We start from the raw sequence: 13,987 nt of genomic DNA on the forward strand, positions 1-13,987 counted from the left end.
AATGAGACGCGCCTCCCTCTGGCCGGACCACCTGCTCCCCGACGACAGCGTTCCGCCGCCCTGGCCGGGCCGGGAAGTCCGCCTCGACGGACGGGTCACGTACGTGCGGGACACCCCGGCCACCGCCGCCGGCGCGGAGCCTGCGCTCTACGTGCACGGGTTGGGCGGGTCGTCGCAGAACTGGACCGACCTGGCCGGGCTGCTCGCCGACCGGCTGGACGGTCAGGCCATCGACCTGCCCGGCTTCGGCCGTAGCGAGCCGGGCCCGAGCTACACGATTCCGGCCTTCGCGGATCTGGTCGTCCGCTGGATCGAGCAGTCCGGTCGAGGGCCGGTGCACCTGTTCGGCAACTCGCTGGGTGGGGCGGTCGCGGTCCAGGTCGCCGGGCTCCGGCCGGATCTGGTCCGCACCCTCACCCTGATCTCCCCGGCGCTGCCGTTCCTGGATTTCCGGCGCTCGTTGCAGGGGCGGATGCTGCCGGTGCTCGCCATTCCCCGAGGTGAGCGGCTGGTCGCCCGGCACCTCACCCAGCTCGCTCCCGAGGTGATGGCCCAGCAGGTGCTGGAGGCGTGCGTCGCCGATCTCAGCCGGATCTGCGATCAGCGCCGGGCCGAGGCGCTGGAGGAGATCCGGGTGCGGTACGAGGCCGAGCACTACGCCGCCGCGTACGTCCGGACGTTCCGTGGGCTGGTCTCCAGCTTCCTGCGGGCGTACCTGCCGGGGCCGGGGTCGCTGTGGCGCCTCGCCGAGGCGGTACGCGCACCGACCCTGGTGGTGGGCGGTCTGCAGGACCGTCTGGTCGACGTGCGAGTCGGGCCGCAGACCGCCCGGCTCATTCCGGACAGCCGATTGATGATGCTCGAGGGCGTCGGCCATGTGGCGCAGTTGGAGGTTCCCCGGCTGGTTGCCCGCGCGGTGGTCGGCCTGCTCGCCGAAACGGAGGACACCGCGGGGCGGTCTGATCTGGCAGGCTGACCAGGATGCCCAGCTCAGCCCGCCATCCCGCTCGCCGTCGGCGACGTTTCGCCTTGTTCGCCCAACTGGTGGCGGTGGTGGTGGCCGTCGGCGCGGTGGTGACAGTGATCGCCGAGGGGCCGGGTGGGCGTCCCAGCGCTGACCGGTTGGCCGCCGAGGAGATCGGCCCGCCGCCGCTGGTGGCCGGGCCGCTGCCGCCCGATCCGTCGCCCTCTGCCGCGGTTCCGTCCAGCCCGCCGCCGGTGTTGCGGGTGCCCGGCGTGGTCCCGAGCGCCGGTACTGGTGGGTTCGGCTACGACACCCGCTCCGGCCCGGTGCTGGGCCGGGCGGGTGAGCTGCGGCGTTACCGGGTCGCTGTGGAGTCTGGCAGTGCCGAGGACGTCACCGAGTTCGCCCAGGCGGTTGAGGCGGCGCTCGCCGGGCCGGGCAGTTGGGTCGACAGCGGCAGGCTGCGGCTACAGCAGGTGCCGGGCGCTGCGCCTCGGGACTTCACCGTCTACCTGGTCACCGCCCGCACCGCGGGTCGGATGTGCGCGAGGGGTGGGGTGGACATCCGGATCGGCGGTCGCCCGTACACGTCCTGCCGGGCGCCCGGCCAGGTGATCATCAACCTGGATCGGTGGCGGTTGTCGGTGCCGCACTTCGTCTCGGCCGGCGTGCCGTTGACTGTCTACCGGACGTACGTGGTCAACCACGAGGTGGGTCACCAGCTCGGGCATCGGCACGAGCGCTGCCCCGGCGCGGGCCGGCCGGCGCCGGTGATGATGCAGCAGACGCTCTTCCTCAACGGCTGCCGCGTCAACCCGTGGCCGTATCTGAACGGGCGTCGATACACCGGTCCCGCCCTGTGAGTCGATCGGACCGACACGCCGACCATTGACCCCTCCATCAGGCGTCTTATGGCAATAGCGATAAAAACGGAGAAATGCCCGAATAATCTGTCAGGCTTGATCCTATGACGCCGTCGTCCCCTTACGGCCCGCCCCGGCCACCCGAGCCCCGGCCGGCGTTGCGGGGTGTGCGTCCCGCGTTCGCCCGGATGCACCGGCGTCGTCGTCGCAGCGTGCTCCTCGGCCTGCTCGTGCTCGCGGCCGCCATCGGGGTCACGGTGAGCCGGGGCGGCGAGCCGTCGGTCGAGCCTCCGACCACCACGCAGGGCGGAATGGGCCACGGAGGTGGGGTGGCCGCGCACCCGGCGCCAACCGGCTATCCGTCGGTCGGAGCGGGACGCTTCACTGCGGCCGACGGCGAGACACCAGTGCATGGCACGGACGGGCCGCTGCACCGGTACCGGGTCGTCGTCGAAAGAGGCGCCGGCCAGGACGCCGACGCGTTCGCCGCAAGGGTGGACGAGGTGCTGGCCGACCCGCGAAGTTGGATCGCGTCCGATGAGTTGCGGGTGCAACGGGTGGCCGATGCCGGGGCCGCCGACTTCACCATCTACCTGGCCACCCCTGTCACGTCCGAGCGGATGTGCGCCGAGGGCGGGTTGACCACCGAGCGCTACACCTCCTGTCGCCTGCCCGGTCAGGTCATCATCAACCTGGCCCGCTGGATGGAGGCGGTCCCCGACTACGGCGCTCCGCTGGACACCTACCGGACCTACGTCATCAACCACGAGGTGGGCCACGAGTTCGGCGCGGAGCACGAGGCGTGCCCCGGGCCGGGGGAGCCCGCCCCGGTGATGCAGCAGCAGACGTACGGGCTGCAGGGTTGCGTCGCCAACGCCTGGCCGTACCTCGACGGACGTCGTTACGCGGGGGACATCGTCCCCTGATCGACCGGGTCGTCGGTTATTCCCGCTCCCGCATACCGGACCACGTGTCATCCCTCATGGCCGAGGAGGGCTCCCGCGAGCAACAATGGCGCGGTTCACACCGCCGATCCCGGGGAGTCCACCGTGTCGTTGCCCCCGCTCGTCGAGCCCGCCGCCGAGCTGACCGTAGACGAGATCCGCCGCTACTCACGTCACTTGATCATTCCGGACGTCGGGGTGACCGGCCAGAGGCGGCTGAAGAACGCCCGCGTGCTCTGTGTCGGCGCCGGTGGCCTCGGGTCACCCGCGCTGATGTACCTCGCCGCGGCCGGGGTCGGCACGCTCGGCATCATCGACTTCGACACCGTCGACGAGTCGAACCTCCAGCGCCAGATCATCCACGGCGTCTCGGACATCGGCCGGTCCAAGGCCGAGTCCGCCGCCGCGTCGATCCGCGAGATCAACCCCCTGGTCAACGTGGAGATCCACAACACCGCTCTGGACCGGGAGAACGTCCGCGAGATCTTCGCCCAGTACGACCTGATCGTCGACGGCACCGACAACTTCGCCACCCGCTACATGGTGAACGACGCGGCGGTGCTGCTGGGTAAGCCGTACGTCTGGGGCTCGATCTACCGCTTCGACGGCCAGGCGTCGGTGTTCTGGGCCGAGCACGGCCCCTGCTACCGCTGCCTCTACCCGGAGCCGCCGCCGCCCGGCATGGTCCCCTCCTGCGCCGAGGGTGGCGTGCTCGGCGTGCTCTGCGCGTCGATCGGTTCGATCCAGGTGAACGAGGCGATCAAGCTGCTCACCGGCATCGGTGAGCCGCTGGTCGGCCGCCTGATGGTCTACGACGCCCTGGAGATGGAATACCGCAAGATCAAGGTCCGCAAGGACCCGAACTGCGCGCTCTGCGGCGACAACCCGACGGTCACCGACCTGCTGGAAGACTACGAGGACTTCTGCGGCGCGGTCTCCGAGGAGGCCCAGGAGGCGACGCTCGACTCGACCATCACCGCCCTGGAACTCAAGGAGTGGCAGGACGCCGGCAAGGACATCTTCCTCGTCGACGTACGCGAGCCGGCCGAGTACGAGATCGTCCGGATCCCCGGCGCCACCCTGATCCCCAAGGGCGACATCATCTCCGGTGAGGCCCTCGCGAAGCTGCCGCAGGACCGGCAGATCGTGCTGCACTGCAAGTCCGGCGTCCGCTCCGCGGAGGCGCTCGCCGCGCTCAAGGCGGCCGGATTCAAGGACGCCGTACACGTGCAGGGCGGCGTGCTCTCCTGGATCAAGCAGATCGACCCGTCGCTGCCCGCGTACTGACCGATCGAGCCGGGGCGGCACACACTGCCGCCCCGGCCGAACCGGCCGCCCGCCAACATCCAGGCCGCCGTCCCGGCGAATCGACGCAGATGACGCCGAGCGGCCGTCCGGCCGGAGCGACGCAGCCATTCCGGGCTGGCCGATTCTCCGAGGCGGCATCGCGTCTGCGCAGGTAGCGTCTCCGCCGTGGTCGACTTGGAAGCCGCGATCGGGTTCGTCGTGGCGCATGGGGATGCGGTGGAACGCGCCCGCCTCTCCTGGCTCCGCAACGGCACCGCCGTGCCCGCCGAGTTGCTGGAGACGGCAGAGGTCGGCCAGTCACCGGACGGCGGTTGGCCGGCCACCTGGGGCGGCGGGGTCGCCTCGATCGACGCCACCTGCTTCCGGCTCGTCGAGTTGGACGACCTGGGCGCGCTCGGCCGTCCCGCCGCCCGTCGCGCCCTGGACTGGCTGGCGTCCCGGCAGCAGGCCGACGGCGGTTGGGAAGAGGACGCGTCGCTGGCCGACTCGGCACCGGAGTGGGCCCGTCCCGGCGACCCGGAGGCGGCGTTCCTCGTGTCGGCCAACGCCGGCTTCTGGCTCACAGTCGCTGGCCTGGACGCCCGGGCCTCGGGCCCGCTCGACCATCGGGTCGGTGGGGCGTACGCCGGGGTGGTGCAGGCGGCGGCCCACTCCCTCGCCGCGCGGCTGCGCCCGGACGGTAGCTGGCCGTCGTACCTCGCCGCCGGCTGGCTGAGCGCGGCCGTGCTGCACCGGCAGGAGATGTTCCAGGAGTCCGCCCGGATCCAGGTGGTGCTAGCCGAGCGGATGCCGAAGATGTCCCCCGGGGACGTGGCATGGCTGGCGGCCACGTTGCGCCGCGCCGGCGTCGACCCGCAGGACTGGATCATGGTGCGGGCGCTGCGCCGGCTGACCGAGACCCAGCGCAGCGACGGCGGCTGGGAGAGCGACGACGGCCACCAGTTCGACGTGCACGCCACGCTGGCCGCGATCCGGGCGGCCCGCCCCGCCCCGCCCGGCTGACCCCGCGCCCCCGACCCCCGCGCCCCCGACCCCCCGCGGCGATCTTGCAGTTTCTGTCGCCGATCTGCGCGGGATGCACCTTATGTCGGTGCAGCAAGTGCAAGATCGCCGTAGGGGGGCGACGTAGGGGGGCGACGCAAGGGGCGGCCGGCGGGGCTTTAGCGCACGTGTCCGTCGCCGGTGACGACGTACTTGGTGCTGGTCAGCTCGGGGAGGCCCATCGGGCCGCGAGCGTGCAGCTTCTGGGTGGAAATGCCGATCTCCGCACCGAAGCCGAACTCGCCCCCGTCGGTGAACCGGGTCGAAGCGTTCACCATCACCGCCGCCGCGTCCACCCTCGCGACGAAGTCGCGGGCCGCGCTCGCCGAGTCGGTGACGATCGCCTCGGTGTGCCCGGTGCCGAAGCGGCGGATGTGCGCGACCGCCGCGTCCAGCGAGTCGACCACAGCCACCGAGATGTCGGCGGACAGGTACTCGGTGGCGTAGTCCTCATCGGTCGCCGGGACCACGGCGGCGGAGTGGGCGGCCACCTCGGGTGAGCCGTGCACCGTCACCCCCGCCTCGGCGAACGCCGCCAGCACCGGCGGCAGGAACGCGTCGGCGATGCCCGCGTGCACCAGCAGCGACTCGGCGGTGTTGCAGGTGGAGAGGCGTTGCGTCTTGGCGTTCAGCGTCACCGCGACGGCCTTCGCCAGGTCGGCGGCGGCGTCGACGTAGACGTGGCAGTTGCCCACCCCGGTCTCGATCACCGGCACTGTCGACTCCTCGACCACTGTGCGGATGAGCGACGCGCCACCGCGCGGAATGAGCACGTCGACGAGACCCCGGGCGCGCATCAGCTCCTTCACCGAGTCGCGGGAGCTGGCGTCGAGCAACTGCACCGCGTCGGCGGGCAGACCGGCCCCGGCGACCGCGTCGCGCAGCACCGCGACCAGCGCGGCGTTCGAGTGCGCGGCCGACGACGACCCGCGCAGCAGCGCCGCGTTGCCGGACTTCAGGCAGATCCCGGCGGCATCCACTGTCACGTTGGGCCGCGCCTCGTAGATGATGCCGACCACACCGAACGGCACCCGGATCTGGCGCAGCTCAAGGCCGTTGGGCAGGGTGGACCCGCGGACCACCTCGCCGACCGGGTCGGGCAACGCGGCCATCTCACGCAGCGCGTCGGCGATGCCGGCCACCCGACCCGCGTCGAGCGCGAGCCGGTCCAGCACGGCCGCGCTCAGCCCGGCCTCCCGGCCGGCTGCCAGGTCCGTCTCGTTCGCGGTCAGGATCTCCGGGGTACGCGTCACCAGCGCGTCGGCCATCGCCACCAGCGCGGCGTCCTTGACCGTACGCGTGGCCACTGCCAACTCCGCGGCGGCGTCCCTCGCCCGTCGCGCCTGCTCAACGACGCTCATGCCGCCACTCCGCTTCGCTCCGTGCTGCCCTGAGGCACCAGCGCCCTGAGTTGATGATTCGCTCGCTGAAGCTCGCTCATGCCAGCACTCCGCTTCGCTCCGTGCTGCCCTGAGGCACCAGCGCCCTGAGTTGATGATTCGCTCGCTGAAGCTCGCTCATGCCAGCACTCCTCACAGCAGGACCAGGTCGTCGCGGTGGACGACCTCTCGTTCGTACGCCGGGCCGAGCGCCGCGGCGAGTTCGGACGTGGAACGGCCGAGCAGCCCGGGTAGCTCCACCGCGTCGTAGTTGACCAGCCCTCGGGCGACCGATGCGCCGGCGGTGTCCACCAGGTCCACCGGGTCGCCGGCCGTGAACGTGCCGTCCACGGCGGTGATGCCGGCCGGGAGCAGCGACTTGCGCCGCCCGACGACGGCGGCGACCGCGCCGGGGTCGAGGTGCAGCCGCCCCCGGGGTGAGGTGGCGTGGGCCAGCCAGAACAGCCGGGCCGTCGGGCGTCGCCGCTGCGGGTGGAAGAGCGTGCCGACCGGTTCGCCGGCCAGCGCCGGAGTGGCCAGGTCGGCGGCAGTGAGTACCACCGGGATGCCGAAGCCGGTGGCGATCCGGGCGGCCTCGACCTTGGTCACCATGCCACCGGTGCCGACGCCGGACCGGCCGGCCCCGCCGATGGTGATGCCGGCGAGGTCCGCGTCGTCGCGCACCTCGGCGATCCGGGTCGAGCGCGGGTTGGTGGGGTCACCGGTCCAGAGCGCGTCCACGTCGGAGAGGAGCACCAGTAGGTCGGCGTGCACCAGCGCGGCCACCAGGGCGGCCAGCCGATCGTTGTCACCGAACCGGATCTCCTGGGTGGCCACCGTGTCGTTCTCGTTGACGATCGGCACCGCCCGCAGGTCGAGCAGCTTGCGCAGGGTCCGGTACGCGTTGCGGTAGTGCGCTCGCCGGGTCACGTCGTCGACGGTGAGCAGCACCTGCCCGACGGTGCGGCCGTGCCGGGCGAAGCTGGCCGCGTACCGGCCGATCAGTAGCCCCTGCCCGACACTGGCGGCGGCCTGCTGGGTGGCCAGGTCGCGCGGGCGTCGGGACAGCCCGAGCGGGGCGAGCCCGGCGGCGATGGCGCCGGAGGAGACCAGCACCACCTCGCGCCCCTCGGCGGTGAGTCGACCGAGGGTGTCGACCAGCGTGTCGACGCGCTCGTCGGCCAACCCGCCGGTGGCGGTGGTCAACGAGGAGGATCCGATCTTGACAACGACCCGCCGGGCCGTCGTGACTGCGTCGCGCACCCGACCATTCTGCGTGGTCACGGCCGCACCGCCCGGCGGCGTTCCCATATGGTGGCGGATTGTGACTCCAGACGAGTACGTCGAGGCGGTGCTCGACCTGGTCGAGCGGATCCCGGAGGGCCGGGTCATGTCGTACGGCGGGGTGGCCGACGCGCTGTCCGAGCGCTCGGGGCGTGCCTCGGCCCGGTTGGTCGGCAACATCATGGCCCGGCACGGGGGCTCGGTGCCCTGGCATCGGGTGGTGACCGCTAGTGGTCGACTGCCGCCAGGGCACGAGCGGGAGGCCCGCGCCCGACTGCGGGCTGAGGGTGTGCCGCTGCGTGGCGAGGGTGTGGACATCGCGACGGCGGGTTGGTCGCCGGATGCGGGCATGTGATCACTGGCGTGCGTGGTTGCGGCGGCCGGGACTTGCCATACACCGACGGTGCCCCGCCCCGGCGGGGGCGAGGCACCGTGCGGGTCGTTCAGAATCGCAGCGGGGACGGCACCTCGTTGTCGTCCCGTGTCAGGTCGGGCCATTGGCGGTCCTGCGCGTCGCAGTGGAGGACGAGGAATCTCCGGGTGGTCGCGTCGGGTCCCGGCTTGTTCGGCACCAACTGGACGAACGTGTAGCGGCGCGATTCACCGACCGGCACCCCGGGCAGCAGGCACGACGCATGATCGGCGTCTGGCCCGGGTTTCGGATCGCACCGGGACCAGTGTCCGCCGGCCCGCTCGCCGGCCTCAATGGAGTGGAACGCGACCTGGGCCGCGTCGACTGGCCCGGCGTTGGTGACCGTGAAGACCGTGGTGAGTTTGCGTCGGGTGTCCGCTCCCGGAACATCGACGAGCTCGTGGGTCATGGTCATCCGTAGATCGGTGAGTCGGGGGTCCTTGCCGAATGCCGTCGGGCCGTCGGTCTGACCGAATCGCTGCCCGTCCCACTGGTACGTCCGTACCTGCTCTCGCCGCGGGTAACTCGGTGTGCCACAGCACGGCACGATGTCGGCCACGCGCACCTCGACCGACCCGTTCCGGTTGGTTTCCACACCGCGAATGTCGTCGAACCCGTCGCCGGTCCGGACCACCCTGCCGACCGTCACGATTCGACCGTCCGGGTTCCGGTCGAAGGCCACCACCTGCTTCGCCGACGCCTCGCCGTACCGGCAGGCGACGACGGCGATGGTCTCGACGGCGCCGTTCGGGGTGCTCGTGGTCGCCGGCGGCGACGTGGACGGTGTGGGCGTCGGCGGTGCCGAGGTCGACGGGGTGGTGGGTTCGACGGATTCCGCCACCCCCTCGGTGTTCTCGTCGAGCAGCCCGGCCAGGGCCGTCCGGCCACGGTGCAACCATGACTTCACGGTGCCCTCGGCCACCCCTTCCTGCGCGGCGATCTGACTGATGGAGAGGTCAGCCAGGTAGTGCAGGATGACCGCTCGGCGATGGTTGGCCGGTAACTGCGCCAGCGCCGCGTCGATCGCCACCCGGTCGGGGGTCGGACCGGCCACCTCCGCCTCGGTGCGGCCGTCACCCTGACTGTTCGGCTGTCCCGCCAGGGCCGGCAGGGTGGTCAGCCCTCGAGATAACGTGAGTAACATTCGGCCCCATGAAAACGCCGCCGGGCGCCGGCTCGTCAGCCAACGGCTCGCTGCCCCGCTCGGTGCACGCCGGCTACGCGCTCGGTTCGCTGGCGACCGGAGCGTTCGGCACAGTGCCCGGCCTGCTGCTGCTGCCGTACCTGACCGACACCCTGGGCGTGGCCGCCGGGCTGGCGGCCCTGCTGGTGTTGCTACCCAAAGCCTGGGACGTGCTGGTCAACCCGGTTGCCGGGCGGATCTCCGACCGCACCCGGTCGCGGTGGGGCGCCCGCCGGCCGTACCTGCTCGTCGCCGGCCTCGCGCTCGCCGTCCTGTTCGCATCGATCTTCGCCGCGCCCTTCGGTAACGGCCCGGCCGCCGTGGCGTACGTGGCGTTCGCGTTCCTCGCCACCGCCACCGCGTTCGCCTTCTTCCAGGTGCCGTACGTGGCGATGCCGGCGGAGCTGACCGGCGACTACGCCGAGCGCACCCGGTTGATGACCTGGCGGATCGCGGTGCTGGCGCTGGCCATCCTGGTCTCCGGCGCTGTCGCGCCGCTGGTGGTCAGCGCCGGTGGTGACGGCGTGGCCGGGCACCGCTGGATGGGTCTGTTCGTGGCGGTGCTGATCGCCCTCGGCGCCCTCGGCGCGTTCCTGGGCACCCGGTCCGCGCCGACCGGCACTGTGGGGGAGAGCGAGCCGACGCTGCGCGCCCAGCTCGCCGTGGCCGGTGCCAACCGTCCGTTCCGGGCGCTGCTGATCTGCTTCGTGGTGCAGTCCGCAGGGGTGGCGACGATCCTGGCCGGGGTCAACTACTTCGCGGGGCAGATCCTGCGCGACGCGGAGAGCGGGCCGACACTGCTCTTCGTCTGCTTCGTCGGGCCGGCGCTGCTGGTGATGCCGATCTGGAGCCGGATCGGTGCTCGGCTGGGCAAGCGCACCGCGCTTGTCGTCGCCTCGCTGATCCTCGCCGTCGGCGCGTTCGCCCTGGTCGCCGCCCCGGTGCTGCCGGCGGTGGCCGTCTATCTCGTGGTCGCGCTGATCGGCGTGGGGTACGCCGGGCAGCAGGTCTTCGCGCTGGCCATGTTGCCGGACTGCATCGCGCACGAGACGGCGCGCACCGGCCGACGGCAGGCGGGCGTCTTCACCGGGTTGTGGACCGCCGGGGAGACCTTCGGCCTGGCGCTCGGCCCGGGTATCTACGGACTGGTGCTCCAGCTCTCCGGCTACGTGTCCTCCGACACCGGCTCGGCGGCGGCCCAGTCCGACACGGCGAGACTGGGTGTCCTCCTCGGCTTCACGCTGATTCCGGCCCTGCTGATCGCCCCTCCGATCCTCCTGCTCCGCCAGTACACCCTCACCGCCCAGAGCGACAGAGTCGATCACGGAGTTGTGGTGGGGGACGAAAGCCGTTGACGTCACGAGAAGGGCACCATGACTCCATGATCGACGAGAGCAGGGTCGAGGCCGGGGCGCTTTCCGCCGCCGGGGTTCCCGCGGAACGGGTTCTTGAAGAGGTGCGGGAGCTGCGGGCGGGTGACGCGCCCACCCACGGGGGACGGCTGTTCGCGTACGTCTACGACCCGGCGGTGCCGGGGCTGGACGAGCTGGCCGCCGCCGCCCACCGGGAGAGCGCGCACGTCAACGGGTTGGACCCGACCGCGTTCCCGTCCCTGCTGGCCATGGAGAACGCGCTGGTCGGCGCCGCTGGCGGGGTGCTGGGCGCCGGCCCCGGAACCACAGCTCCGGACGTCGTCGGCAGCGTCACCAGCGGCGGCACCGAGTCACTGATCCTCGCCGTCAAGACCGCTCGGGACGCCCACCCGGAGATCACCGCGCCTCGGATCGTGGTGCCGTCGAGCGCGCACGCGGCATTCGCCAAGGCGGCGCACTACCTGCGGGTGGCGCTGGACGTCGTGCCCGTCTCCCCGGAGACGCTACGTCCCGACCCGGCCGCGATGGCCGCCGCGATCCGCCCGGAGACGGTGCTGGTCGCCTGCTCCGCGCCCTCGTACGCGCACGGGGTGGTGGACCCGGTCACGCAGATCGCGGCCGCCGCGGCCGAGGCCGGGGTGCGCTGCCACGTGGACGCCTGCTTCGGCGGCTGGACCCTGCCGTACCTGCGCCGGATCGGACAGCCGGTGCCGCCGTTCGACTTCGCGGTGCCCGGGGTCACCTCCATCTCGGTCGACCTGCACAAGTACGCGTACGCGCCGAAGGGCGTGTCCGTGCTGCTGCACCGCGACGCCACGCTGCGCGCCCCGCAGTACTTCGCGTACGCCGACTGGCCCGGCTACACCATGATCAATCCGGTGATCGCGTCCACCCGCTCGGGCGGGCCGATCGCCGCCGCGTACGCAACGCTGCGGCACCTCGGCGACGAGGGCTACCTGCGGCTGACCGCCATCACCCGGGACGCGGTCGCCGGCCTGGCCGATGCGGTCCGCGCCGTCGACGGGCTGCGGCTGATGGCCGAGCCGGAGTCGACAGTCGTCTGCTTCACCGCCACCGAGGGTGGCCCCGACCTGTTCGTCCTGGTCGACGAGCTGACCGCGCGGGGCTGGCACACCCAACCCCAGCTGTCGTACGACGGCCTGCCCGCCAGCGTGCACCTCACGGTGACCGCCGCGGTCGCGCCCCGGGTCGCCGAGTTCGGGCCGGACCTGACCGACGCGGTGGCAGCGGCCCAGGCGGCCGGTCCGGTCGCCCTTCCGCCGGAACTGACGGCGCTGGCGACGTCGCTGATCCCGGACGCGCTGACCCCGGAGCTGGTCGCGGGCCTGGCCGCCGGGCTGGGCATGGGCGGCGAGCCCGATGGTGCGCCGCTGCCGGAGCGGATGGCGGTGGTGAACACGCTGCTCGACGCCGCGCCGCCGGCGCTGACTTCCCGGGCCGGCGACCGCCGCCTCCAGCTGCTGCTGCCCGAACGATCGGCAAAGGAGCCGTCTCGTGACTGTGACCGCTGCGCCAACCACGCCCGCTCCAGCAGGATTGGGCTGGCGCCTGGGCGCCCTGTACGGGCCAGCCATCTACGGCGTCAGCGCCGCTGCCGTAGCGCTTCCGGCCGCCGCCACCGGACTGCACGCCACCGGATCGGCGGCGGTGTGGATCCTGACCATCCACGCTCTCGGACTCGGCATCGGCGCCGCCGTGGCCGGACGAGCCACCGACATCTGGGGGCACCGCCGCGTACTTACCCTCGGGGCTGCTCTCCTCGTCGCCGGCACGATTCTCTGCGCGACCGCGCCCACCCTCATCGTCGCCGTCGCCGGTCGCGCATTGCTCGCCGCCGGGTCCGGGACGATGACCGCCACTGCACTCACGCTCGCAGCCGGTCAACCGGGACCGCAGCGGCCGATGGTGCTGGCGCGACTCGGCGCGATGATGGCCCTGTTCTCGGCCACCGCGCCGTTGGCCGGTGCGCTCGCCAGCGCCGCGTCGTGGCGAGCAACACTGGTGCTGCCCGCGCTCTCGCTGTTGGCGCTGCCGCTGTGCTGGCCGAAAGCTCACTCCCGAAGATGCCACCCAGAGCGGGTCGATGGGGTGGGTGCCGGCCTGCTGGTGCTCGTGGCAGCCGGGCTGCTGCTGACGATTCAATCCGCCACGCTGCACATCCCACAGCCCGCCGTCATCGCCCTGTTGGCCGGCACTTGCACGCTCGGAATCTTGCTGATCACTCACAGCAGGCGCCACCGCGCCGGATTCCTACCAGCCGCCGTCATCGAGAGCCGACGGTTTTGCCTCGCTGGCCTCGTCGGAGCCGGCGTGTACGGCGGACTGTTCGCCTGCGTCTACGCCGTACCGCAAATGCTGACCCGCCTCGGCTACAGCGCCCAGGGCGTCGGCCTACTGCTCCTACCCGGCGCAGTCGCCGCGGCGCTGATGGCCCGTCTCGCCGCTACCGCCATACGTACCCTGCCACCGCAGCGCGTACTGGCCGGCGCAGCCGCACTTCTCAGCGCCACTGTGCTGCTCGCCGCCGTCAACCAGCGGCCAGCGGTGCTGGCCTGCACGGCCACGGCCGGCTTCGCAGCCTTCGCTATCGCCCAGATGACCCTGACCACGGCTGTCTCAGCGCACACAGCCCTTCGGGCACAGGCCGGCGCTATAGGCCTGCTCAACCTCATCTTCTTCATCGGAGGAGCGCTCGGGTCAGCAGGCTGCGCGGCCCTGTGGCACCCGCTCGGGCTACCCACCGCGCTCGCCGCCACGGCAGCGCTGCCAGCAATAGCCACTGCGGTCGCGTGGAGATGCCGCCTCTGACAGACGCCCCACGACATCACCCAGCACCCCTACGCAATAGCCCGACACCTCCTACTCTTGGCCTCGACGGGAGCGAACAATGACAGCAACTCCCCTCAACGGACCTGCCCGAGACCCTCGACTCGACGCCTTCCTGCACCAGCTCGCTGCCACGCAAGCCAGGAACATCGGTTTCCCCGCAGCCGTCGACATCGACTGCCGCAACATGGCGCCGCTGTTCGCAAACCTGCTCAACAACGTCGGCGACCCTGACGCCGACCCAACCACAGCAAAGATTTGAACGCGAAGTGCTCGCCTTCCTCGCCAGCCTGTTCCGCGCACACGAATGCTGGTGGGGTTACATCACCAGCGGCGGCAGCGAAGCAACCTGTGCGCTCTTTACCTTGCCCGTAGCCGTTACAGGCACG

General features: G+C 71.8%; 10 protein-coding genes and 3 pseudogenes. 10 read left to right on the plus strand and 3 right to left on the minus strand.

The features are described from left to right. Nucleotide 1 precedes the first annotated feature (1 nt). The 5 genes and pseudogenes from AB0C20_RS13070 to AB0C20_RS13090 all read left to right on the plus strand — a co-directional run bounded on the left by AB0C20_RS13070 (nucleotide 2) and on the right by AB0C20_RS13090 (nucleotide 5,081). On the plus strand, nucleotides 2-976 hold the full coding sequence (locus AB0C20_RS13070; RefSeq protein ID WP_357191174.1) for an alpha/beta hydrolase: 975 nt from the start codon (nucleotides 2-4) through the stop codon (nucleotides 974-976). Nucleotides 977-981: 5 nt separating this feature from the next. Then, nucleotides 982-1,827, plus strand: coding sequence for a DUF3152 domain-containing protein (locus AB0C20_RS13075; RefSeq protein WP_357191177.1), 846 nt, complete (start codon nucleotides 982-984; stop codon nucleotides 1,825-1,827). Between the two features lie 104 nt (nucleotides 1,828-1,931). Next, complete coding sequence (locus AB0C20_RS13080; protein WP_357191180.1) at nucleotides 1,932-2,753, plus strand: DUF3152 domain-containing protein; 822 nt, start codon at nucleotides 1,932-1,934, stop codon at nucleotides 2,751-2,753. Nucleotides 2,754-2,809: 56 nt separating this feature from the next. Next, nucleotides 2,810-4,058, plus strand: a pseudogene (gene moeZ, locus AB0C20_RS13085) (adenylyltransferase/sulfurtransferase MoeZ). A 135-nt stretch (nucleotides 4,059-4,193) separates the two neighbouring features. Beyond that, nucleotides 4,194-5,081, plus strand: coding sequence for a prenyltransferase/squalene oxidase repeat-containing protein (locus tag AB0C20_RS13090; protein WP_357568035.1), 888 nt, complete (start codon nucleotides 4,194-4,196; stop codon nucleotides 5,079-5,081). 158 nt (nucleotides 5,082-5,239) lie between these two features. Here the strand turns inward: AB0C20_RS13090 and AB0C20_RS13095 are convergent, their stop codons facing one another. Both AB0C20_RS13095 and proB read right to left on the minus strand, forming a co-directional pair. Further along, nucleotides 5,240-6,481, minus strand: a complete 1,242-nt coding sequence (locus tag AB0C20_RS13095; protein WP_357191183.1) for a glutamate-5-semialdehyde dehydrogenase — start codon at nucleotides 6,479-6,481, stop codon at nucleotides 5,240-5,242. Nucleotides 6,482-6,652: 171 nt separating this feature from the next. Next, the gene (proB, locus tag AB0C20_RS13100) at nucleotides 6,653-7,810 is read right to left on the minus strand and encodes a glutamate 5-kinase (RefSeq protein WP_357191186.1); all 1,158 of its coding nucleotides are present in this window, start codon (nucleotides 7,808-7,810) and stop codon (nucleotides 6,653-6,655) included. 13 nt (nucleotides 7,811-7,823) lie between these two features. On the opposite strand from proB, the gene AB0C20_RS13105 reads away from it, so the two are divergent. Beyond that, complete coding sequence (locus AB0C20_RS13105; RefSeq protein WP_357568015.1) at nucleotides 7,824-8,138, plus strand: MGMT family protein; 315 nt, start codon at nucleotides 7,824-7,826, stop codon at nucleotides 8,136-8,138. Between the two features lie 925 nt (nucleotides 8,139-9,063). Here the strand turns inward: AB0C20_RS13105 and AB0C20_RS13110 are convergent. Next, nucleotides 9,064-9,249, minus strand: a pseudogene (locus tag AB0C20_RS13110) (sigma-70 region 4 domain-containing protein); the annotation flags it as partial. A gap of 98 nt (nucleotides 9,250-9,347) precedes the next feature. Here AB0C20_RS13110 and AB0C20_RS13115 point away from each other — a divergent pair. The 4 genes and pseudogenes from AB0C20_RS13115 (at nucleotide 9,348) to AB0C20_RS13130 (ending at nucleotide 13,860) form a co-directional block, all read left to right on the plus strand. Beyond that, nucleotides 9,348-10,733 carry an MFS transporter gene (locus AB0C20_RS13115; protein WP_357191191.1) on the plus strand — a complete coding sequence of 462 codons (1,386 nt, stop codon included), beginning with the start codon at nucleotides 9,348-9,350 and terminating at the stop codon, nucleotides 10,731-10,733. Between the two features lie 26 nt (nucleotides 10,734-10,759). Next, nucleotides 10,760-12,199, plus strand: a pseudogene (locus AB0C20_RS13120) (aminotransferase class V-fold PLP-dependent enzyme); the annotation flags it as partial. A 67-nt stretch (nucleotides 12,200-12,266) separates the two neighbouring features. Then, entirely contained in the window at nucleotides 12,267-13,580 is a 1,314-nt protein-coding gene (locus AB0C20_RS13125; protein WP_357568017.1) for an MFS transporter, read from the plus strand. Nucleotides 13,581-13,659: 79 nt separating this feature from the next. Next, the gene (locus tag AB0C20_RS13130; RefSeq protein ID WP_357568018.1) at nucleotides 13,660-13,860 is read left to right on the plus strand and encodes a hypothetical protein; all 201 of its coding nucleotides are present in this window, start codon (nucleotides 13,660-13,662) and stop codon (nucleotides 13,858-13,860) included. The last annotated feature ends 127 nt before the right edge of the window (nucleotides 13,861-13,987 follow it).

The organism is Micromonospora sp. NPDC048843 (genome assembly GCF_040649965.1).
In the GTDB taxonomy this organism is placed as follows: domain Bacteria; phylum Actinomycetota; class Actinomycetes; order Mycobacteriales; family Micromonosporaceae; genus Micromonospora; species Micromonospora hortensis.